Genomic DNA, 21,908 nt, shown 5'->3' with positions numbered 1-21,908 from the left:
GCCCGGGCTCAGAACGGCAGACCGGGGATGCCCGTGCCGCCGCCGAGACCCTGGGCGAGCGGGCCGAGCTTCTGCTGCTGGAGCGTCTGCGCGTTCTCGTTGGCCGCCTGTACGGCGGCCACGATCAGATCGGCGAGCGTCTCGGTGTCCTCCGGGTCGACCGCCTTCGGGTCGATCTTCAGCGCGCGCAGTTCACCGGCGCCGGTCACGGTGGCCTTCACCAGACCGCCGCCCGCCTGCCCGTCGACCTCCGTGTTCGCCAGTTCCTCCTGCGCCCGCTGCAGATCCTGCTGCATCTTCTGGGCCTGCTGGAGCAACTGCTGCATGTTGGGCTGGCCACCACCGGGGATCACGATCAGCTCCTCTACGTTCTTCTCGTTGAGCACGAGCCTACGTGGTCCACGTCCCCATCGCCCCGCCACTCTTTCGAGTGAGAACAACGGCAGTCCTATACCTGATCAAGACGCTCTTCCGAGCGGAAAAGCCGGGAAAGCTCCTTCGCCGCCACCCATTGGGCGGTAGGAAAGGTGCCGCGCGTCGGCATGGAATCGGCATGGTATGTCACGCAACGTGACCGGTCGTGATCAGTGATCAGTAGGGAGTGCCGGGTGGGTCAGCCGGAGATGCAGCCCGAGGGTCCGCCACAGGACGGGCGGGGCGAGGGTGCGGCCGGGCTGCGGCCGGGCGATCTGAGCGGGCGGGCCCTTCCGCTCGGGGACTGGGGGGAGCCCGCCGAGCGCCTCGACGAGCTGTACCGATGGGTCGAGCGCGGGGCGCTGGAGACGGCGTCCTGGTATCTGCGGGACCGGGTGTGGAAGCGGCGTGGCGCCCGGGTGCTGCGTTCGGGCGCGGCGGCGGGCGTGGTGACCGGTGCCGCGCTGCCGCTGCTGGATCTGGCGGGGGCGGCCGAAGGGGCGGCGCCCTGGGGCTGTATGGCGCTGCTGGTCGCGGTCGCCTGTGTGGGCGTCGACCGGTACTTCGGCATGACGTCCGGCTGGATGCGGGACGTGGCCACCGCGCAGGCGGTGCAGCGGCGGCTGCAGGCGCTGCAGTTCGACTGGGCCTCCGAGAGCATCCGGGAGGTGCTGGGCCCGGCGGAGGGCACGGCCGGGGAGGCCGCCGAGCGCTGCCTGGGGGTGCTGCGGCGCTTCACCGAGGACGTCACGGAGCTGGTGCGCGCGGAGACGACCGACTGGATGGTGGAGTTCCGCACGGGGTCCGCGCCGCTGGGCATCCAGGCGGCGGTGGCGTACGTCCCGCGCCAGGAGGCGGGCGGTTCCGGCGCGCGTTTTCCGCTGCCGCCGGCCAACGGGTCCCGTCCGAACATGCCCCGGCAGCGACCGCCGGAGCCGCGCTAGGGCTCTGCCGGGGGCAGGGGCGCTCGCCGGCCAGGCCGGCGGCACCGCGCAGCCTCACTGCTTGGTGTACGTCAGGCTCTCCGCGCCGTCGGCCTTCGCCCGCCTCAGCCGGCCGTCCGGCAGCAGGGTGACCTCGGTGGCCTCGCCCGGGGTGCAGGAGGAGGCGGGTGCGCCGCTGGTCACGGTGGACGGCCCGATCTCCAACGGGCCGTCGGCGGCGGGTTGCTGGACGAGCTTGGCGGCGAAGACACAGTGGTACGTCCCGCCGTCGCTGGTCGGCCCGTCCGCCACCAGCGTCAGCACGCTGTCGCCCAGCTTGCCCTGCCGGATGGTCAGTTGGCGGGTGTTGGCCCCGTTGGTGTTGTCGATCGCCGACTCCCAGGTGCCCAGGTAGCCCGCCGGGACCAGCCCGTCCGAGGAGGCGGAGGCGGAAGCAGAGGCGGAGGCGGAGGCGGACGGCGTCGGCTCGGCCGGGCTGGGCGCCCCCGAGTTGCCGTCGGCCGTTCCCGAGCCGGCACCGGTCGCGGGACCGGCGGCGCCGCTTCCCTTGTCGTGCCCGCCGTCGCCGTTCATCAGCGCGTACACCGAGCCGCCCGCGCCCAGCGCCACCACCAGCGCGATCACGACGAGGAGCGCGGTCGACCGCCCGCTGCGCCGCTCCGGCTCGGGCGCCGGGCCGGTCGCCGACGGCCCGTACGGTGGCGTCGTCCCGGGCCCGCCGCCGTAGGGGTGGTACGACTGCTGCGGGTACCCGTAGCCGCCGCCCGCGGGGGGATAGGCCTGCGCGGCGGGCTGGGGGTGCTGCTGCGCGTACCCGAATCCGGGAGGCACCGGCGGCACGGGCGGCGGAGCCTGCCCCGGCACGGCGGTGGGCGGCTGGTTCACCCCGGCGCCGGCGCCGGTTCCCGCGTCGGAGACGGCCGCGTGCTCGGGCGACACCTCACCGGCGCCGCTTCCCGGCGGCACACCCCCGCCCACAGCGTCCGCCGCCCCACCGAACCCACCGGCACCCGCACCCGCGGGCGCGCCCGCCCCCGGAGACGTCCCCTCCGGATCCTCGGCCTCCAGCAGCTGCACCGCGTGCCGCCCGAGTTGGGCGACCAGCGCCCCAGGCAGCCAGGGATCCCGTGACCGCCCCCCGGTCACCGTGTCCCCCGCCCCCGTCCGCTCCAGCAGCGCGTCCAGTGACGGCCGGGCCGCCGGATCCTTGCGCAGGCAGTCCCGCACCAGGTCGGCGATCCCCTCCGGCACCCCCACCAGATCCGGTTCCTCCTGGGCGATCCGGAACATCAGCGCGTGCACCCCGCTGCCGGCGGTCCCGAACGGCAGCGCTCCGGTCGCCGCGTAGGCGAGCACGGACCCGAGGCAGAAGACGTCGCACGCCGGTGTGATCCGGTCCCCCCGCACCTGCTCGGGTGCCATGAACCCCGGTGATCCGACCAGCGAGCCGGCCCGGGTCAGCTCCTCCCCGGCCAGCGAGGCCGTCTCCAGCGCCCGGGCGATCCCGAAGTCGATCACGCGCGGCCCGTCGATGGTGACGAGCACGTTCGACGGCTTCAGGTCCCGGTGCACGATCCCCGCCGCGTGGATGTCCTTCAGCGCGTGCGCGAGCCCCGCCGCGAGGATCCGTACCGACCGCTCCGGCAGCGCCCCGTGATCATGGCCGACGACCTGCTGCAGGCTGGGTCCGGCGACGTACCCCGTGGCCACCCACGGCACCGCCGCCTCGGTGTCGGCGTCCAGCACGGGCGCGGTCCAGTACCCGCCGACCCGCCGCGCGGCCTGCACCTCCTGCCGGAACCGGGCCCGGAACTCGTCCTGCGCGGCGAGCTCCTCGCGGACCAGTTTCACGGCGACGGTGCGGCCCCGGTCCGACCGGGCGAGATACACCTGCCCCATGCCGCCCGCACCGAGCCGCGCCAGCAGCCGGTATCCCCCGATGCCCTGCGGATCCGCCGTCCCCAGCTTCTCCATGGCCGCCCTCCCCCAGACACGTACCGCATACGTGTGCAACGGACCGAGAATAATCCGGCCCTGTGGACGGGCGCGCGGCCCGCTGTCTACGGTTCCGTAACGGGCTTGCCCAGCTCTTCCCGTCCCGCCGACAGCCGTTCCAGCAGCCTGACCGCCTCGGCGAGTTCGGTCTCCCCCATCACCTGGGCCGGCCGGTCGGCGAAGACCGCGTGGCCGGGGCCGATCCGGGACGCCCGGGCGAAGGGGGCGAGGCCGGGCTGGATGCGCGGTCCGCCGATGCTCGTGACCGGGTCGGTGGTGGGCCCGACGGGCAGGCGGCGTCGACAACCTGTCGTGGATTGCCCCCGTCCACGGAACAAGACGCCGATATCTCTTCCGCATCGCGGACATTTACCCTCGGCCCATGACCCCTCAGCCCCATCCCGGAGCCGGCGCCGCAGTGAAGGCCGCGGACCGTGCGCACGTCTTCCATTCCTGGTCCGCGCAGGACCTCATCGACCCGCTCGCCGTCGCCGGCGCCGAGGGGTCGTACTTCTGGGACTACGACGGCAAGCGGTACCTGGACTTCACCAGCGGGCTCGTCTACACGAACATCGGCTACCAGCACCCCAAGGTCGTCGCGGCCATCCAGGAGCAGGCGGCGAAGATGACGACCTTCGCGCCCGCCTTCGCGATCGAGGCCCGCTCCGAGGCGGCCCGGCTGATCGCCGAGCGGACCCCCGGCGACCTCGACAAGATCTTCTTCACCAACGGCGGCGCCGACGCCGTCGAGCACGCGGTGCGCATGGCCCGGCTGCACACGGGCCGCCCGAAGGTGCTCTCGGCGTACCGCTCGTACCACGGCGGCACCCAGCAGGCGATCAACATCACCGGTGACCCGCGCCGCTGGGCCAACGACGGCGCCGCGGCCGGCGTCGTCCACTTCTGGGCGCCGTTCCTCTACCGCTCCCGCTTCTACGCCGAGAACGAGGAGCAGGAGACCGCACGCGCCCTGGAGCACCTGGAGACCACGATCGCCTTCGAGGGGCCGGGCACGGTCGCGGCGATCATCCTGGAGACCATCCCGGGCACGGCCGGCATCATGGTGCCCCCGCCCGGCTATCTGGCCGGTGTCCGCGAGATCTGCGACCGCCACGGCATCGTCTTCGTCCTGGACGAGGTCATGGCCGGCTTCGGGCGCACGGGTGAGTGGTTCGCCGCCGATCTCTTCGGGGTCGTCCCCGACCTGATGACCTTCGCCAAGGGCGTGAACTCCGGGTATGTGCCGCTCGGCGGCGTCGCCATCTCGGGCGCGATCGCCGAGACCTTCGGCAAGCGGCCCTACCCCGGCGGGCTGACCTACTCCGGGCACCCGCTGGCCTGCGCCGCCGCCGTCGCCACGATCAACGTGATGGCGGAGGAGGGAGTGGTCGAGAACGCCAGGCGGCTCGGCGAGACGGTCGTCGGTCCGGCGCTGGCCGAACTGGCCGAGCGGCACCCGAGCGTCGGCGAGGTGCGCGGTGTCGGCATGTTCTGGGCGCTGGACCTCGTGAAGAACCGCGAGAGTCGCGAGCCGCTGGTGCCGTACAACGCGGCCGGAGAGGCGAACGCCCCCATGGCTGCGTTCGCGGCCGAGGCCAAGAAGCACGGCGTCTGGCCCTTCGTGAACATGAACCGCACCCATGTGGTCCCGCCGTGCAATGTCACCGAGGCCGAGCTGAAGGAGGGCTTCGCCGCCCTGGACGCCGCGCTGAGCGTGGCCGACGAACACACGGTGTAGCCCCACCGCCCCTGCCGCCGGGCCGATCCGAACGCGTAAGGTGACGTGCTCGTAAGACATGGATACCCGCGTAGATCACACCGACCCCAGGTCGCCGATCACACAGCGCGGGTACGGACGAGTACGTCACCCGACGCGTGAGGAGAGGCCCGAGCATGCCCGGCACCGGCGCCGTGACCCGCAGCACCCTGCGCCAGCAGATCGCGGACGCGCTCCGCGACGAGGTGCTGGCGGGGCGGCTGCGACCCGGCCGGGCGTTCACGGTCAAGGAGATCGCCGAGCAGTACGGCGTCTCCGCCACCCCCGTCCGCGAGGCGCTGGTCGACCTGTCCGCACAGGGCATCCTGGAGGCCGACCAGCACCGGGGCTTCCGTGTCCCGGAGTACTCCGTCGCCGACTACCGGAACATGATCGAGGCCCGCAGCCTGGTCACCGACGGCATGTTCCAGGCCCTCAGCACCGGCCACCCGGCGTTCCGCACCCCGCCGGAGGACCCCCGTACGGCCACCGCCCTGGCCACCGTGCGCCGCCGCGGCGAGGAGGCCCAGCGGGCGGCGGCGGCCGGCGACCTGACCATACTCATCGGCTACGACCTGCGCTTCTGGCGCGAGCTGAGCGCCCTGTTCGGCAATCCCTACCTCGGTGACTTCCTCAACCGCCTGCGGGTGCAGTCGTGGGTGTGCGCGGTGCAGCATCTGCTGCGCCTGCCCGACCTGCGCGGCCGCCTGTGGGCCGGGCACACCGACCTGGTCGACGCGCTGGCCCGACGCGAGGCCGAGACCGCCCGCTCGATCGTCGCCGACGCCAACGCCCACTCACTGGCGCTGCTGGAACACCTGACCAACGGGTAGGTGACCGGTAGCCTTCCCTGACCACCTTCTGTGTGTGAGGAGCTCTCTTTGGCCTGTGACCTGTGGCTGGTACCGCTCGTGGACGTGTTGTGCCACACCCCGGACAACCCGTTCGCCGAGGAACTCGCGCAGTACAACAACGCACTCGCCGAGGCCGGGCTGCCACCGGTGCCGGTGTACCAGTACATGCCGGGCCTGTCCGGCGAGGTCGCGCCCGTGGCCGGCTTCGACTACGACGCCCTCCACTTCCTGCGCCGCGCCTACCTCCTCCAGGTCTGCGGTCTCGCGGTGACGCCGGTGGACGAACTGGGCGGGGACTACGAACAGTTGCTGGAGATGTTCGAGGCCACGGCCCAGCAGTCCCATCTGGTCTGGCACTACGACCACGCGGGCGCGTACGTTCCCGTCGAGTTCCCGCACCCGCTGTCGAACGACGAACTCCTCGCGGGCGGAGGTCCGCTGGGCAGCTCCCAGACCCTGCTGCGCGAGCTGGAGCAGGTCGCCGCCGCGATCGGCATCGACCCGGCCAACCCGCCGGCGCCCCCGGCCCCGCCCACGGCTCCCACGGAGCTGGAGGAACCGGCCGTCCCGGCCCCGTACGACCCCAGCCCCTTCGCCCGTGAACGGCACGTGTGGCTGGGCCTGCACGCGGCGGCGACCCGCTCCCTGGCACAGGGTTCGATGATCGTGTTCAGCTGACGCCCGCGAGGCGCCTCGTGTACGACCAGCTCACCGCCGTCAGCAGGAACGGAACGGCGAGGAGCGGGCCGTACGCGAGGGCCCAGACGACGCGTACGGTGCCGGGCGCCAGATAGGTGTGGCTGTGCGCGGTGCAGGCGACCACCACCTGCCACACCGCCACCAGGACCAGAACGGCCGAGGCCGTCCAGGCCAGCCCGGCGAGCGCACGGGGCCGTGCCGGCCGCCACCGCTCGCTGACGAGCAGCAGGGGGAACAGCGCGGCCAGTTCGCACCCGACCGACAGGCCGACGACATAGGCGATGCCCCAGCCGGGGATGGCGTAGACGTCGTGGAGCACCCGGTCGCTGTAGCCGACGTAGACGCCGGAGGCCATGGCCAGGCGCCACAGGCCGGACGGCACCGCGCACCAGGCGATGGCGTGGGCGGCGCGGCGGGCCCAGGCGGGGGCGGGCAGGGGCGCGGCAGTCGTTGCGGTCATGGCCTACATGCTGGCCAACGGCACGCCGGCCGCGCGTCCTGCGCGGCGCCCGGTTCCCGCCCGGTCCTCTCCGCCACGTGGCGGAGGACCCTCTCGTCCGGCCGGCTCCCCGCACCGGGCACCACCTGACACCGCGGCAGGGCCGCCGGGGCGAACCCGGCGGCCCTCGCGCGGTCGGCGCCCGGTCAGAAGACCGGTGTGCCGGCCTGCGTCAGCTTCCAGTTGGCGGCCGCGAAGTCGGCCGGGTCGAGGGTCTTCTTCGCCGTCACGTAGTCGATCATCAGCTGGCGGATCTCGTTGGTCGAGCTGTAGGCGATCGGCGCCGCGGCGATGTGCGGGTAGCCGGAACCGCCGTTCGCGCGGTAGTTGTTGACCGCCACGACGAAGACCTGGTCGTCGGCGACCGGGGCGCCGTTGTAGGTGAGGTTCTTGATCCTCGACCCCTCGGCCTGCGCGATGTCGATCTCGTATTCGACGCCCGCCGCCGTGTCGTACATGTAGTCCCAGAAGCTGTTGGCGTTCGTGAGGGTGGCGGTGTCCACCTTCGTGCCGGCCGGGACCTGGTGGTAGTACTTCGCCGCGTACTCCAGGTAGTCCTTGAGCTGGGCGCCCGTCAGCTTCTTGCCGTACAGGGTGTTGTCGTAGATGTAGAGGCCGGCGATGTCCTTGATGGTGACGTTGCCCTGCGGGATGTCGGCCGTGCGGGAGAAGGGCGCCGCGACCGAGATCAGCGGGAGGGCGGCGTCCGAGGCCGACAGCCCCGCCTTGACGCTCTCCGCCTGGACCTTGTGGATGAAGTCCATGATCGGCACGTCCTTCCAGCAGGAGTCCGCCGCCGAGAGGTCCTGCGTACAGGTGCCGACCGCCGTGTTGACGTACTTCACCACCAGCTCGTGGTCGGCCTGCAGGAGCTTCTTGATCTCCGGGTCCTCGTCCACCGTGTTGGGGTTGAGGGTCTGCGCCTTCTTGCTCGTCACCTTCCACTGGCCGTGGTGCAGTTCGAGTTCGAAGTCGAAGACGCTGAGGCGGTAGCCCCAGCAGTACGGCTCGGAGAGGAGGACCTCCTCGCCGGTCTGCTCGTTCTTCACCGTGTAGGACGGCACCTCCACGTGCGTGTGGCCGACGAGGATCGCGTCGATGCCGGGCACCTGCTCGGCGACCAGGTTCGACGCGTTCTCCACGTACGGCAGCTCGTCCCCGTACGACGACGAGCCGTCCAGGCCCGAGTGGTCGGTGAGGAAGACGACGTCGCAGCCCAGCGCGCGCAGCCTCGGCACGTACTTCTTCGCCTGCTCCACCAGGCCCGGGAACACCATCTTCCCGCTGACGTTGTCCTTGTCCCACAGCGCGATACCGGGGTTGGTGAGGCCCAGGATGCCGACCTTGATGTCGGGGGCGCCCGGCACCCGGATGCGCTTGACGGTGTACGGCTCGAAGGCGGGGCGCAGGGTCTTCGCGTCCAGCGCGTTCGCGCCGAGCAGCGGGAAGTGGCACTGGCTCTCGAACCTGCGCAGCACCTCGATGCCGTAGTTGAACTCGTGGTTGCCGAGGGCGGCGGCGTCGTAGCGCATGTGGTTCATGGCCACGGCCATCGGGTGCTTGGGACCCTTCTTGCCGTCGGTGCCGGTGATCGGGTCGACGCGGGCGAAGTAGTAGGCCAGGGAGGTGCCCTGGATGATGTCGCCGGCGTCCACGAGCAGGACGTGGTCCTCGCCCTTGGCCTCGCGCTGCTGCTTGATGAGGGTGGCCACGCGCGCCACGCCCACCGAGTTGCCCGCCTTGTCGCTGTAGGCGGCGTCCTTGTAGTAGTCCCAGTCGAAGACGTGGCTGTGCAGGTCGGTCGTGCCGAGGATGGAGAACGACCAGGTGCGGGGGTGGCAGTCCCGCTTCTGCTCGGCCGCCTGGGCGGGAGCCGCCGCGACGCCGCCGGCCGCGGCCACCGCCGCCCCGGTGACGGCCGACTTCTTCACGAATTCCCGGCGGTTCATGGGACTGAGGGGCATGCGAGGCTCCTGGTGAGGCTGGCGTTGACGCGAGCAGAGGGACGTGAGGTGACGTCCTGTGCGGGGGCTACCCGCGTAGATCGTGCTCGGGCCCGCCAGCGCCGGGAACCAGGAAACGGTCATGTCCGGGTCAAAGATGGGTCAGTTCGCCGCCTTGGGGAACAGCGGGGAAACAGCCGGTGTCAGCGCCGGCCGGAGGCGCCGGCGCTCACAGACGGCCGATCAGCCGGATCTCCGGCGGCCACAGCACCCCGCTCGCCATCAGCAGCGAGGGGCCGAGATGCACCGGGCACACCTGGAGCGGGGGCAGCTGGTAGCGGGCGACCTCGAACACCGCCGGGTCGGAGCAGTCCGTGCCGTCGGCCCTGTCGCCCTCACCGCCGTACGGTCCCCGGCACCGTGCGTTCCGGTGGACGCTCATACGTCGATTGTCCACCGGAAAGCACGGCTGTGGATCCTCTACAGGAACGAGTTGATCTCGATCGTCTCGTCCCGGCCCGGGCCCACGCCGATCGCGGAGATCGGGGCGCCGGACATCTCCTCCAGCGCCTTGACGTAGTTCTGGGCGTTCTTGGGGAGGTCGGAGAAGGACTTGGCCTTCGTGATGTCCTCGGACCAGCCGGGCAGCGTCTCGTAGACCGGCTTCGCGTGGTGGAAGTCGGTCTGGGAGTACGGCAGTTCCTCGACACGCCTGCCGTCGATCTCGTAGGCGACGCAGACCGGGATCTGCTCCCAGCCGGTGAGGACGTCCAGCTTGGTGAGGAAGAAGTCGGTCAGGCCGTTCACGCGGGTCGCGTAGCGGGCGATCACCGCGTCGAACCAGCCGCAGCGGCGGTCACGGCCGGTGGTCACGCCGCGCTCGCCGCCGATGCGGCGCAGTGCCTCGCCGTCCTCGTCGAACAGCTCGGTCGGGAACGGGCCGGCGCCGACACGGGTCGTGTACGCCTTGAGGATGCCGATGACGCGGCTGATCTTCGTGGGGCCCACGCCGGCGCCGGTGCAGGCACCGCCCGCCGTGGGGTTGCTGGAGGTCACGAACGGGTACGTGCCGTGGTCGATGTCCAGCAGCGTGCCCTGGCCGCCCTCGAAGAGCACGACCTTGTCCTGCTCCAGCGCCTGGTTCAGGACCAGGACGGTGTCGGCGACGTACGGCTTGATCTGCTCGGCGTAGCCCAGCAGCTCCTCGACCACCTGGCTCACGGCGATGGCGCGCCGGTTGTAGAGCTTGGTGAGGATCTGGTTCTTGACGTCGAGGGCCGCCTCCACCTTCTGGGTGAGGATCGACTCGTCGTACAGGTCCTGCACCCGGATGCCGACACGGTTGATCTTGTCGGCGTAGGTCGGGCCGATGCCGCGACCGGTGGTCCCGATCTTCCGCTTTCCGAGGAAGCGTTCCGTCACCTTGTCGACCGTCACGTTGTACGGCGTGATGATGTGCGCGTTACCGCTGATCATGAGCTTGGACGTGTCGACGCCACGCTCGTTCAGACCGCTCAGCTCGGAGAGCAGGACCGACGGGTCGACGACGACGCCGTTGCCGATGACCGGAACACACGTGGGCGAGAGGATTCCGGAAGGGAGGAGATGCAGTGCGTACTTCTGGTCGCCTACGACGACCGTGTGGCCGGCGTTGTTGCCGCCCTGGTAGCGCACTACATAGTCCACCGAGCCACCGAGCAGGTCGGTCGCCTTTCCCTTGCCTTCGTCACCCCACTGAGCACCGAGCAGCACAAGTGCGGGCACGCGCGTACACCCCTTCCGGGTGGGGCATGTCCATGGTCGGGGGCGTGGGCGTAAGGTTCACCGCCGCGTGCCACAGCGACCGCCGTTGGTCGCACAACCGTCGGACCGGATGCCCCGGAATAGACGAAGCCCCTGGCGCAATAGCGCAAGGGGCTCTTGCACAAAGATGCTACCCGAGGAAGCGAGGCAGGACCGAGGTGGCGACTTTCGCGACGTCCGATCAGCTGCTGGTGATCATCGATCCGGCGGCACGGCAGGCGGACGGGGAGTCCGTACGGATCGCGAAAGACGTGCTCAGCGCGGGTGCGGCGGCCAAGGTGTGTCTGCCGGACGGGCCGGAGGAATTCGCCCGCGCGCTGGGCCGCAGGGGTTCGAGGCGGCCGGTGGTGGTGGGGGACGACCGGGCGCTGGTCCGGACCGTGACCCTGCTGCACCGGCAGCGGGAGCTGGCCGGATGTGCGCTGTCGGTGGTCCCGGTCGGCGACAGCGGCCTCGCCGAGTCGCTGGGCGTGCCGGGCGGGACGGTGGCGGCGGCCCGGGCCGTGCTGGACGGGGCCGAGCGGCGCCTGGACCTGCTGGTCGACGACAGCGACGGGGTCGTGCTGAGCGCGCTGGGCATTCCGCCGGAGCCGGTACGGGCCGCCGTCGCCACGCCGGTGCCGGCGGCCGCCGGCCGGGCCTGGTACCGCTCCCTGGTCCGCACCCTCGCCCCCCGCCCGCCCCGGCTGCCCGCCGTGCCGGCGCCGGGGCCCTCCCGGCTGCGGATCGAGGTCGACGGGGAGGCGGTGGTGGATCTCGGCCAGCCCCTGGAGGCCGTGGCGGTGACGCCGGGCACGGGCGGCCTGGCAGAGGTGCGGGTACGGCCGCTGTCGGTCGGCGCGGAGGCGACGCCGCTCAGGGCTTTCGGGCGGACGGTGACGGTGTTCGGCGCGGACTTCCGCTACCGCGCGGACGCGGCGGTGTCGGGGCCGGTCCGGCGGCGCACCTGGCGGGTGGCGGAGGACGCCTGGGGGCTGGTGCTGCCGTCGGCGTGAAGCCGCCGCAGTGCGCCCACACCACCCCGCCAATGGTCTGGTGACAAATATTTAACAGCGCCGACCCCTTCCCGTGCCCCCCTTTCGTCCACCATCCTGCTCCATCAGGACCCGCAGGACTCATGGACCGGACACGGAGGGGGCCACCCGATGGCAGTGGACGAGGGCGTCGCCCCGGCGGCGGGCACAGAGGACGGTGAGCCGGTCCACCGGCTGAAGGCCAACGCGGTGGGCCTGCTGGGCGTGGTGTTCATGGCCGTCGCCACCGCCGCGCCGATCACCGCCATGACCGGCAATGTGCCGTTCATGGTGTCGGCCGGCAACGGCGTCGGAGCACCCGCGAGCTATCTCGTGGCAATGGTCGTCCTGGCAATCTTTTCCGTGGGTTTCACGTCGATGGCGAAGCACATCACGTCCACCGGCGCGTTCTACGGATTCATCTCGTACGGGCTCGGGCGGACCGTCGGCCTGGCCTCCGGACTGCTCGCGACCTTCGCGTACGTCGTCTTCGAACCCGCCCTCATCGGGATCTTCTCCACCTTCGCGACGACGACCCTGCGGGACCAGACCGGGATGCACGTGCCCTGGTGGGCCTTCGCGGTCCTGATGCTCGCGATCAACGCCACCGGCACCTGGTTCGGGGTGAGCGTCGCCGAGAAGCTGCTGGTGGTGCTGCTGGCGACCGAGGTGACCGTGCTGGCGGCCATGGCGGTGTCCGTCGCCTTCCACGGCGGCGGCCCGCACGGGCTCACCTTCGCGCCGGTCGACCCGGTCAACGCCTTCAAGGGCACCTCCGCCGGCCTCGGGCTCTTCTTCGCCTTCTGGTCCTGGGTCGGCTTCGAGTCGACCGCGATGTACGGCGAGGAGTCCCGCGACCCGAAGAAGATCATCCCCAAGGCGACGATGATCAGCGTCCTGGGCGTCGGTGTCTTCTACGTCTTCGTGTCCTGGATGGCCATCATCGGCAACGGCGAGGCCGAGGCCGTGAAGGCGGCCTCCTCCGCGAACCCGCTCGCGATGTTCTTCGACCCCACCGAGCGCTACGTCGGCCACTGGGCCGTCGACGTCATGCAGTGGCTGATGATCACCGGCTCGCTGGCCTGCGGCATGGCCTTCCACAACTGTGCCGCCCGCTATCTGTACGCCCTCGGCCGGGAGGGCGTCCTGCCCTCGCTGAAGCACACCGTCGGGCGCACCCACGCACGGCACGGCTCGCCGCACATCGCCGGGCTGGTGCAGACGGCCGTCAGCGCGGTGCTGATCGGCGCCTTCTGGATCGCGGGCAAGGACCCGTACACCGGCACGTACGTGCTGCTCGCCATTCTCGGCACCATGGCGATCCTGGTCGTCCAGGCCGTGTGCTCCTTCGCGGTGCTCGCCTACTTCCGCTCCCACCACCCCGAGAGCCGCCACTGGTTCCGCACCTTCACCGCGCCGCTCGTCGGCGGCATCGCGATGCTCGCCGTCGTGGTGCTGCTGGTGTCCCACATGAGTGCCGCCGCGGGGCCGGAGTCCGGATCCCTCGTGCTGAAGGCGACGCCATGGCTGGTGGCCCTGGTCGCGGCGACCGGGGTCGGCTACGCGCAGTACCTGAAGCGGCGGTCCCCCGAGCGGTACGCGCTGCTGGGGCGGACGGTGCTGGAGGAGACGAAGGAGCGGTAGCGCGGCTCAGGGCCCCGCACCGCGGGGCCCTGCCCAGCCGGAGATCAGCGCACCTCCACCCGCAGCCCCTCCAGGCCCCTGATCACGAAGTTCGGCTTGCGCACCGGCTCCGCCGCCAGGGCCAGGGTGGGAGCCTGCTTCAGCAGGGCCGTCATGGAGGCGGCCAGCTCGATGCGGGCCAGGGGCGCGCCGATGCAGTAGTGGATGCCCGCGCTGAAGGAGATGTGCGGGTTGTCCTCGCGGGTCAGGTCCAGGCGCCCGGGGTCGGCGAAGACGGCCGGATCGTGGTTGGCGGAGCCGAAGAGCATGGCGATCTCCGAACCCCTCGGAACCGTCGTGCCGCCGATCTCGATGTCGTCCAGGACCCAGCGTTCGAAGAGCTGGAGGGGGGTGTCGTAGCGCATCAGCTCCTCGATCGCGGCCGGGACGAGGCCGTGGTCGGCGCGCAGGGCCGCCAGCTGGGCGGGGTTGCGGAACAGCGCCCACCAGCCGTTCACCGTGGCGTTGACCGTCGCCTCGTGCCCCGCGTTGAGCAGCAGGACCGCCGTGGAGATCATCTCCTGCTCGGTCAGCCGGTCGTCCTCGTCGTGGGCCGCGATCAGCCCGGAGATCAGGTCCTCCCCCGGCTCCTTGCGGCGGGCCGCGATCAGCTCGCGCAGACAGTCCGAGAACTCCACCGATGCCCGCACCGCCCGCGCCGCCGTCTCCTCGGACGGGTTCAGCTCGTACATCCCGCAGATGTCCGCCGACCAGGGCCGCAACTGCGCCCGGTCCCCCTCGGGGATGCCGAGCATCTCGGCGATCACCGCCACCGGAAGCGGCTCCGCGACATCGGTCAGCAGATCACCGCCGCCGTCGCGGACGAGCGCGGCCACCAGGTCCCCCGCCAGTCCGTCGACGTACGGCTTGAGCCGCTCCACCGTGCGCGGGGTGAACGCCTTCGACACCAGGCGCCGGATCCGGGTGTGGTCCGGCGGCTCCAGATCGAGCATCCCGTGGTCGTTGAGCGTGTGGAACGGCTCGTGCTCGGGCGGGGGCGCGGTCCGCCCGAACTCCTCGTGCGAGAACCGGTGCTGGTACGTCCGTCCCAGCCGACGGTCCCGCAACAGCGCCGCGACGTCCGCGTGCTGCGGGACCAGCCACTGGTCGGTCCTCTCGTACCGGATCACCCTGCCGCGTGCGCGCAGCTCGGCGTAGGCCGGGTACGGGTCGGCCACGAACGCCGGGTCCCAGGGGTCGAACGCGAGGTCACTGGAGCCAGCCATGCGGGGACGCTAACGCGCCGGACGGGCGGCTGACCAGGGTTCTCCGCTCCCGAGGCGCTCGGCTCCCCCGGAAGGGAACCGTCCGTCATATCCAGTCCGCGAGCAGAACGTAGTCGTAGGGGAGGGGGCCCGCCCCGGCGTCCACGGGGTGCTCGTGGCTGCCCCGGTGGGCGAGGATCATGTTCAGCTCCGGCAGGGCGTCGAAGCCGAGGTCGTTCTCCTCGACGGCGTGGCCCCGTTCCGCGAGCTGCTCCAGGAGGTCCCCGCTCGGGGTGCGGAAGACGTCGAGCCCGTCGAACAGCACCCGCACATCGGCGTCCTCGTTCTGGAAGCGGAACAGCTCCACCCCGCTCAGCGCGCCCTTCGTGAACCCGAGCACGACGTCCATCCGGGCGTCGTCGTGCGTCAGGACGATCTGCCCCGGCCGCTCGTCGCCCGGCACGGCCCGCAAGAGCCGCTGCCGCTGGACCATGTCCCGTACCTCGGCGGCCGGCATACCGAGCTGGAACGGCCCTACGCCGGCATGCGGTCGGATCTCAGCTTCCATGGGTGCTCCGTGCTCCTTGCGTGGTCCGGCATACCGTCAGCCCGGCGTCACCAGGCGCGCCTCGTAGGCGAAGACCGCCGCCTGGGTGCGGTCTCGCAGGCCCAGCTTCACCAGGATCCGGCTCACATGGGTCTTGATCGTCGACTCGGCCACCACCAGCCGTCCGGCGATCTCCGCGTTCGACAGGCCCTGCGCGATCAGGACCAGGACCTCCGTCTCCCGTTCCGTCAGCTCGCCGTAGGCCGCCTGCGCCGCCGGCATCAGCCGCGGCGTCTCCGACAGGCGGGAGAACTCCGTGATCAGGCGTCTGGTGACCGAGGGGGCGAGGAGGGCCTCGCCCGCCGCCACCACCCTCACCCCGTCGGCCAGCTGCCGGGCCGAGGCGTCCTTCAGGAGGAAGCCGGAGGCTCCCGCACGCAGGGCCTGGTACACGTACTCGTCCAGGTCGAAGGTCGTCAGGACCAGCACCTTCGCCGCCGCGTCCGCCGCCACGATCTCCCGGGTCGCCTCGATGCCGTTCAGCTCGGGCATGCGGATGTCCATCAGGACGACGTCCGGGCCGAGTTCCCGAACCCGCCGCACCGCCTCCCTTCCGTTGACGGCCTCGCCGACGACCTCGATGTCCGGCATCGCGTTCAGCAGGACCGAGAAGCCCTCGCGGACCATCATCTGGTCGTCCGCGATCAGTACGCGGATCGTCATGCCTCACCCTCGATCGCCGAACCGGCCGCCGGTACCGGCAGGAACACCGTCACCTCATAGCCGCCCTCCGCGGTCGGGGTCGTCGTCATCTCGCCGTTCAGCATGGAGACGCGCTCCCGCATGCCCGTGATGCCGTGCCCGGCGCCCGGCGAGGGTTTGATGAGGTGCGGCGCGGGCGGCGGGCCGTTGACTATGCGCAGCCCCAGCCCGCCGAGGACATAACCGATCTCCACGCGGGCGCTCGCTCCCGGCGCGTGCCGCAGGGCGTTGCTGAGGGCCTCCTGGACGATCCGGTACGCCGACAGCTCCACGCCCTGCGGCAGTTCGCGCACCGCGCCGGTCACCGCCTTGTCCACCGTGAGGCCCGCCTGGCGCACATTGGCCAGCAGCCCGTCCAGATCCGCCAGCGTCGGCTGCGGGGCGTCCGGGGCCGCGTAGTCCTCTGCGCGGACCACCCCGAGCACCCGGCGCAGCTCGGTGAGGGCCGCCACCGCGTTCTCCCGGATGGTCACGAACGCCTTCTCCAGCTCCTCCGGCGGATTCTCCACCCGGTAGGGCGCGGCCTCCGCCTGGATGGCGACCACCGACATGTGATGGGCGACCACGTCATGCAGCTCCCGGGCGATGGTCGTGCGCTCCTCCAGCAGCGTGCGCCGCGAACGCTCGTGCTCGGTCACCGTCTGCTGCGCCGTCACCTCCCGCTCCGCCTCCCGGCGTATGTGCCGGACGGTGACCGCCAGCAGGATGAGAGCGGACAGGAGCAGCATGGGCGCCACATCGGTGTCGTAGTGACCGAAGCCGAAGGCCGCGCCGGCCCAGAAGCCGTACACCGCGGTCAGCAGCCACATCCAGGCCGCCGTGCGTGGGCGGGTGCGGGCCGCCACCACGGCGAGCACCACCACGTGGGAGATGAAGCTGCTCGGCAGCCAGGGCCAGGTGTCCCAGTCGCTGCCGATGACCGCCGTGAACGTGGTCGCCACGAACGACAGCCAGAGCGCCCCGACCGGACGCACGAGGGTCAGCAGCACCGGGACCAGCGCCAGCAGCGCGCAGAACAGGGCCGTGAGCCCCAGCTCGCTGTCCGCGAGGCCGACGAGCGCCGCCAGCACGCCCAGGGCCGCCACCGTCGCGTGCGGGGCCCAGGCCGCGTACTCCTTCAGGCGGCCCGGCAGGCGGCGGGCGACCGGGCCGTCCACGGACATGGGGAGCAGCGGCCGGTAGGCGAAGGCATGCTGGAACAGGTCCTGCCGCAGCCCCCGCAGCGCGTCCGCGGCGAACCGGAACTCCGGGCTGCGCTGCCGGCCGGCCGGGCCGGGCGGCGTCGTCTGCGTGTGCGTCGTCTGGGTCACGTACGCAACGGTAGGCGCGGGCGGGGGTCTCGGTCGTCCCCTTGCAGAGGGGTCCTCGGGGGTCCCTCTCAGGTACTACGGGTCGGCGGGGGTCCGCGGATCCGGGGAGGGCGGGGCCGGGGGCCGGTGGGGGCGGCCGGTGAGGGAGCGGCCGGCTCAGCGTCCGCCGGGGCGGACCAGGCCGGACTCGTAGGCGAAGACCGCCGCCTGGGTACGGTCGCGCAGGCCCAGCTTCACCAGGATGCGGCCCACATGGGTCTTCACGGTCTGCTCGGCCACCACCAGCCGCTCGGCGATCTCCGCGTTCGACAGGCCCTGCGCGATCAGCGCCAGCACCTCCGTCTCCCGTTCGGTGAGGTCGCCCACGCGCTGCTTGAGCGGGGCCCGGGGACTGCCGTCCAGGCGGGAGAACTCGGCGATGAGGCGGCGGGTGATGCCGGGCGCGAGCAGGGCGTCGCCCGCGGCCACGACCCGCACCGCCTCGGCCAGCTTGTCCGCGGAGGCGTCCTTGAGCAGAAAGCCGGAGGCCCCGGCGCGCAGCGCCTCGTACACGTACTCGTCCAGGTCGAACGTGGTCAGCACCAGCACCCTGACGGCCGGATGGTCGACGGCGATCCGGCGGGTCGCCTCGATGCCGCCGAGTTCGGGCATCCGGATGTCCATCAGCACCACGTCCGGGGCCAGTTCGGCGGTCTTGGCGATCGCGTCGAGGCCGTCCACCGCCTGCCCGACCACCTCGATGCCGGGCTGGGCGTTGAGCAGCACGGTGAAACCCTGCCGGACCATCTGCTGGTCGTCGGCGATGAGTACGCGGATGGTGCCGGCGCCGCTCGTCATGGGGGTGGTTCTCCTGTCAGGGCTCAGGTCGGGGCTCAGGTCGGGGCTCAGGGCTGCGCAGGGCTGCTCAGGGCGCTCAGGGCTGCTCGGGACGGTGCGGGTCGGCTGCGAAGGGCTCGGGGTCGCCGCCCCCTCGGGGCAGGAACGCCGTCACCATGAAGCCGCCCTCCCGGGTCGGTTTCGCCTCGACGTTCCCGCCCAGCATCGCCGCGCGCTCCCGCATGCCCAGCAGACCGTGACCGCTGCCCGGGGACGGCTGGACCGGACGGCTGGGGCGGGAGTTGCTGATGCTCAGGTATATCCCGTTCGGGAAGTGGGCGATGTCCACCCGAACCCGCGCACCCGGCGCGTGCCGCAGGACGTTGCTCAGGGCCTCCTGGACGATCCGGTACGCGGACAGCTCCACCCCCGGCGAATAGCCGCGGGCATCGCCCTCCTCGGCCTTCACGACGTCCACGCCGGCCGCCCTGGTGTTCTCGAGCAGGGAGTCCAGACGGGCGAGGTTCGGCTGCGGGGCGTCGGGGGCCGGGCCGGTGCCGGGCGCGGACAACCGCGGTGTGTCCGCACCGGCCTCGGGTTCGTCCGGGCTCTCGGAACGCAGGACGCCGAGCACGCGGCGCAGCTCGGTCAGGGCCTCCAGGGCGTTGTTGCGGATGCCCGTGAGGTTCTCCTTCAGCTCCTCCGTGGGGTTCTCCACCAGGTGGGGAGCCACCTGGGCCTGGATGGAGATCACCGACATGTGGTGGGCGACCACGTCGTGCAGCTCCCGGGCGATACGGCTGCGCTCCTCCAGGAGGGTGCGGCGGGCCCGCTCCTCGGCGGTGATCGTCGTCTGCTGGACCAGTTCGGTGCGGGCCTCGCTGCGGCTGCGCAGGGCGGTGCCGATGAGGACGGCGACGGCGAACAGGGCGATGGACACGTACCCCGTCGGGGAGTACCGCAGCGCTCCCAGGACGCCTTCGATGACGGAGGTGACCACGGCGGTCACGCCGAGCGCGGCAAGGGTGCCGCGGGCGCGGACACGCAGGGCGAGGAGCAGCAGTACGGCCATGTGGGCCAGCAGAACGGGCGTGGACCAGGGCCAGTTCGGGCTGGGCAGCCGACGCATGGGCGACAGCATCTGCTCCCGGGCGAGCAGCGCGGTGACGGTGGCGCCCGCCAGCGACAGGGCCCAGGCGGGGACGGGCCGCCAGAGGGCCAGGACGATGGCGCCGGCCTGGAGCAGCGTGCACAGAAGGGCGACGCCGATGGTGAGGCCGTAGCTGTGGGACAGCTCGTCGGCGCCGGCTCCGAGGATCGCCAGGGCCGCGTAGAAGGTCAGCAGGTAGGTGAGGAGACGGAGCCAGCGGTACTTGGAGAAGGGGGGCGACTGGGAGGAGGGGTTGTCGCCCAGCCAGGCGCGGAAGCGGGCGGCACGGGAGGGCGTGGGCGCGACGGGCTCGTCCTCGGCCCGGACCGGGGAGGCGGGTGACGTCACGGACGGGGCGTCGCCGGGGTGGCCGGCCGGGTTCTCGGGTTCCGCGGACATCACGGACGTCACTCTAGGCATGGTGCGGGGACCTCGCTGGCGGCACATGGCGGCGGACCACGCGCGACGTACGGTTCCGGGAGCGGCGGGGGCCCTGCTCGTGATGCCGGAAGGCCGCCCAGCACAGGGCCAGGACCAGGGTGAGGACAGGAAGCCAGAGCAGGCGGGAGGCCACCCAGGCGACGGAGTCCGGTGCGGTGTGCAGGCCGGGCAGGCGGCCGGCCAGCAGGCCCGTCGCCGTGGTGGCCATCAGGGCCGTCTGGTGCCAGAGGAAGATCGTCATCGCGGAGAGGTTGACGAAGGCCGTCGCCGCCCAGGCCAGGGGCCGGGCCATCGCACGGCGCAGCCGGTCGCGGAGCAGCAGGGCGAGACCGCACTGCGCGAGGCCGAAGGTGACGGCCGCCAGGGTCGGGGGGTTGAGGTTGGATATCGCGGCGCCGGGGACGCCGACCATGGAGGCCGGGTAGCCCGCGCAGGTGACGAGCAGGGCCGTGGCCGCCGTACCGCCGAGCAGCAGTGCCCAGGCCGAGCGGCGGGTCTGCACCTCGCCCCGGGCCCAGGCGGCGCCCAGGGCGTACGGGACCAGCCAGCCGGCCGGCAGGTTCGCCCAGTCGAGCCAGGACGGGCCGAGGTGCAGGCCGAAGCGGAGGACGTCCACATGCAGGACGACGGCGAGCGGCCAGAGGGGGTTGAGGCGGGCGACGAGCGGGGTGGCGGCCGTGAGCGCGGCGAAGACCAGCAGGAACCACAGCGGGGACAGCGCCAGTTTGAGCAGCGTGTGGATCGTCGCCAGGGGCGTGCCGGTGGCGAGCAGGATCACGGCCACCACCGACCACAGCGCGAGCAGCGCGGCCACCGGTCGCAGGAGGCGGGACAGACGGGCGCGCAGCCAGGCGCCGTAGCTGTCGCCCCTGTCGCGGGCCGAGGCCAGACCGCGCGCCGCCACATGGCCGCCGACCAGGAAGAACACGGCCAGTGTCTGGAAGAGCCAGGAGACCGGGGCCAGCCAGGGCATGTGCTGCAGCGGGCTCGCCGTGTGCAGACCGCCGTCCTGCGCGACCAGCGCCGTCACCAGCCAGTGGCCGAGGACGACTCCGAGGATCGCGAGGGCCCGCAGGGCGTCGATCGCGCGGTCCCGGGAGGGCGGAGTGGCGGTGTCGACCTGGTGGGCGGCCCGGCGCAGGGCGGTGCGGAGGGCGAGACGACGCGGGGCGGGGTGCGGGACGTGGTGGGCGGGGTGCGGGGCGCTTGCGGTCTGCTCAGGCACGGGTCACCTCCGAGGTCTCGCCGAGGGTGATCCGGGCCAGGTTGGCGAGGGAGGCCGAGCCCGGGGTGAAGTAGCCGCTGTGCTGGGCGTCGGCCGCGTCGAAGACCCGGGCGCCGAAGGCACGGGAGACCGGGTCGGTGCCGAAGCCGAGGGTGGTGCCGATGAGGGGGGCGCGGAGGTGCGGAACGCGCCTCACCCAGTCGCCGCTGCCGCGGGCCGCCCAGATCCTGGCCCGGGTGTGCAGGGCGGCGGCCGAGTCCGCGCCGGTGCCGGGGCTGCCGACCAGGGCGATGTCGTCGGCGTCCAGGCCGGGGGCGGCGCGGCCGCACACGACCGAGCCGTAGGAGTGGCAGAGCAGGGACAGGTGTGCCTGGGCAGGGGTTGCCGCGCGCAGCCGGCGTACGAAGGTGCGCAGGTGGGGGGCGGCTTCGTCGGCGCGGGTGGGTGTGGTCACCGTGGTGCTGACGGTGGCCGGGGTCGCGTAGCCGAGCCAGGCGATGACGGCGGTGCGGGTGTGCCGGGGGGCGCGGTGGGTGAGGTCGGCGTAGAGGGCGGCGGCCGCCTGGTGGAAGCGGGCGTAGGTGTCCAGGGAGGTGTCCGAGCCGGGGACCAGGACCGCGATGCGGTCGGCGCGGGCGAGGTCGCCGAGGACCTCTGTGGCCTGGCCTGCGCCTCGGCCGTCGAAGGTGAGGAGGTGGCGGGACGGGGAGGCCAGTGTCCGGTCGGCGGCCGCGCGGTGGCTGTCGCCGTCGGTGGCGGCCATGCGGGCGGCCCGGGCGGCATCGGCCCGGTTGGTCTCGTAGGTGGTGCGGAGGGTGGTGGCGGTGAGTGGGGGGAGCGCTGCGGGGG

21 protein-coding genes are annotated in these 21,908 nt (G+C 72.1%); 6 read left to right on the top strand and 15 right to left on the bottom strand.

Translation table 11 applies throughout. The features are described 5' to 3' along the window. Nucleotides 1-8: 8 nt before the first annotated feature. Entirely contained in the window at nucleotides 9-353 is a 345-nt protein-coding gene (locus tag IO33_RS0115000) for a YbaB/EbfC family nucleoid-associated protein (RefSeq protein ID WP_031164799.1), read from the bottom strand. A 255-nt stretch (nucleotides 354-608) separates the two neighbouring features. On the opposite strand from IO33_RS0115000, the gene IO33_RS0114995 reads away from it, so the two are divergent. After that, complete coding sequence (locus IO33_RS0114995; RefSeq protein ID WP_031164796.1) at nucleotides 609-1,358, top strand: SLATT domain-containing protein; 750 nt, start codon at nucleotides 609-611, stop codon at nucleotides 1,356-1,358. Between the two features lie 54 nt (nucleotides 1,359-1,412). Here IO33_RS0114995 and IO33_RS0114990 read toward each other — a convergent pair whose 3' ends face one another. Next, nucleotides 1,413-3,332, bottom strand: coding sequence for a serine/threonine-protein kinase (locus tag IO33_RS0114990; RefSeq protein ID WP_031164794.1), 1,920 nt, complete (start codon nucleotides 3,330-3,332; stop codon nucleotides 1,413-1,415). Nucleotides 3,333-3,418: 86 nt separating this feature from the next. Continuing rightward, nucleotides 3,419-3,691: a hypothetical protein gene (locus IO33_RS54080; protein WP_051926740.1), complete on the bottom strand. Its 273-nt coding sequence runs from the start codon at nucleotides 3,689-3,691 to the stop codon at nucleotides 3,419-3,421. A gap of 44 nt (nucleotides 3,692-3,735) precedes the next feature. Here IO33_RS54080 and IO33_RS0114980 point away from each other — a divergent pair, with 44 nt between their 5' ends. The 3 genes from IO33_RS0114980 (at nucleotide 3,736) to IO33_RS0114970 (ending at nucleotide 6,641) form a co-directional block, all read left to right on the top strand. Beyond that, nucleotides 3,736-5,091, top strand: coding sequence for an aspartate aminotransferase family protein (locus IO33_RS0114980; protein WP_031164792.1), 1,356 nt, complete (start codon nucleotides 3,736-3,738; stop codon nucleotides 5,089-5,091). Nucleotides 5,092-5,246: 155 nt separating this feature from the next. Then, complete coding sequence (locus IO33_RS0114975; RefSeq protein ID WP_031164789.1) at nucleotides 5,247-5,942, top strand: GntR family transcriptional regulator; 696 nt, start codon at nucleotides 5,247-5,249, stop codon at nucleotides 5,940-5,942. 48 nt (nucleotides 5,943-5,990) lie between these two features. Beyond that, nucleotides 5,991-6,641 carry a hypothetical protein gene (locus tag IO33_RS0114970; protein ID WP_031164782.1) on the top strand — a complete coding sequence of 217 codons (651 nt, stop codon included), beginning with the start codon at nucleotides 5,991-5,993 and terminating at the stop codon, nucleotides 6,639-6,641. Here the strand turns inward: IO33_RS0114970 and IO33_RS0114965 are convergent. From IO33_RS0114965 to IO33_RS0114950, 4 genes are all read right to left on the bottom strand, one after another. Further along, on the bottom strand, nucleotides 6,634-7,122 hold the full coding sequence (locus tag IO33_RS0114965) for a hypothetical protein (protein ID WP_031164780.1): 489 nt from the start codon (nucleotides 7,120-7,122) through the stop codon (nucleotides 6,634-6,636). The two genes, IO33_RS0114970 and IO33_RS0114965, sit on opposite strands and share 8 nt — an antisense overlap. Nucleotides 7,123-7,307: 185 nt before the next feature. After that, complete coding sequence (locus IO33_RS0114960) at nucleotides 7,308-9,125, bottom strand: bifunctional metallophosphatase/5'-nucleotidase (RefSeq protein WP_031164778.1); 1,818 nt, start codon at nucleotides 9,123-9,125, stop codon at nucleotides 7,308-7,310. 208 nt (nucleotides 9,126-9,333) lie between these two features. Continuing rightward, nucleotides 9,334-9,546: a hypothetical protein gene (locus IO33_RS0114955; RefSeq protein ID WP_031164775.1), complete on the bottom strand. Its 213-nt coding sequence runs from the start codon at nucleotides 9,544-9,546 to the stop codon at nucleotides 9,334-9,336. Nucleotides 9,547-9,584: 38 nt separating this feature from the next. Next, entirely contained in the window at nucleotides 9,585-10,868 is a 1,284-nt protein-coding gene (locus IO33_RS0114950) for an adenylosuccinate synthase (RefSeq protein WP_031164772.1), read from the bottom strand. A 197-nt stretch (nucleotides 10,869-11,065) separates the two neighbouring features. On the opposite strand from IO33_RS0114950, the gene IO33_RS0114945 reads away from it, so the two are divergent. Together IO33_RS0114945 and IO33_RS0114940 are read left to right on the top strand one after the other, a co-directional pair. Then, a complete protein-coding gene (locus IO33_RS0114945) occupies nucleotides 11,066-11,902 on the top strand; it encodes a diacylglycerol kinase family protein (protein ID WP_031164770.1) in 837 nt (278 codons plus the stop codon). A gap of 150 nt (nucleotides 11,903-12,052) precedes the next feature. Further along, nucleotides 12,053-13,564, top strand: coding sequence for an APC family permease (locus IO33_RS0114940; RefSeq protein ID WP_031164768.1), 1,512 nt, complete (start codon nucleotides 12,053-12,055; stop codon nucleotides 13,562-13,564). A gap of 44 nt (nucleotides 13,565-13,608) precedes the next feature. On the opposite strand, the gene IO33_RS0114935 is transcribed toward IO33_RS0114940, so the two are convergent. From IO33_RS0114935 to IO33_RS0114900, 8 genes are all read right to left on the bottom strand, one after another. Next, entirely contained in the window at nucleotides 13,609-14,829 is a 1,221-nt protein-coding gene (locus tag IO33_RS0114935; protein ID WP_031164765.1) for a cytochrome P450, read from the bottom strand. Between the two features lie 85 nt (nucleotides 14,830-14,914). Continuing rightward, on the bottom strand, nucleotides 14,915-15,376 hold the full coding sequence (locus IO33_RS0114930; RefSeq protein ID WP_031164762.1) for a hypothetical protein: 462 nt from the start codon (nucleotides 15,374-15,376) through the stop codon (nucleotides 14,915-14,917). Nucleotides 15,377-15,412: 36 nt separating this feature from the next. Next, the gene (locus IO33_RS0114925) at nucleotides 15,413-16,078 is read right to left on the bottom strand and encodes a response regulator (protein WP_031164759.1); all 666 of its coding nucleotides are present in this window, start codon (nucleotides 16,076-16,078) and stop codon (nucleotides 15,413-15,415) included. Then, entirely contained in the window at nucleotides 16,075-17,427 is a 1,353-nt protein-coding gene (locus tag IO33_RS0114920; protein ID WP_031164757.1) for a sensor histidine kinase, read from the bottom strand. Before IO33_RS0114920 ends, IO33_RS0114925 begins: the two co-directional genes overlap by 4 nt. A gap of 156 nt (nucleotides 17,428-17,583) precedes the next feature. After that, nucleotides 17,584-18,264, bottom strand: a complete 681-nt coding sequence (locus IO33_RS0114915) for a response regulator (protein WP_031164755.1) — start codon at nucleotides 18,262-18,264, stop codon at nucleotides 17,584-17,586. 76 nt (nucleotides 18,265-18,340) lie between these two features. Next, entirely contained in the window at nucleotides 18,341-19,792 is a 1,452-nt protein-coding gene (locus IO33_RS0114910; protein ID WP_078963666.1) for a sensor histidine kinase, read from the bottom strand. A 13-nt stretch (nucleotides 19,793-19,805) separates the two neighbouring features. Next, nucleotides 19,806-20,975: an acyltransferase family protein gene (locus IO33_RS0114905; protein WP_037685466.1), complete on the bottom strand. Its 1,170-nt coding sequence runs from the start codon at nucleotides 20,973-20,975 to the stop codon at nucleotides 19,806-19,808. Between the two features lie 76 nt (nucleotides 20,976-21,051). After that, nucleotides 21,052-21,908: alpha/beta hydrolase (locus IO33_RS0114900; protein WP_031164748.1), on the bottom strand; the 857-nt coding region annotated here is incomplete at its 5' end.

The organism is Streptomyces durhamensis (assembly GCF_000725475.1).
GTDB lineage: Bacteria > Actinomycetota > Actinomycetes > Streptomycetales > Streptomycetaceae > Streptomyces > Streptomyces filipinensis.
The sequence above is the reverse complement of the archived record's forward strand: the minus strand, read 5'-3'. Positions and strand labels throughout refer to the sequence as shown.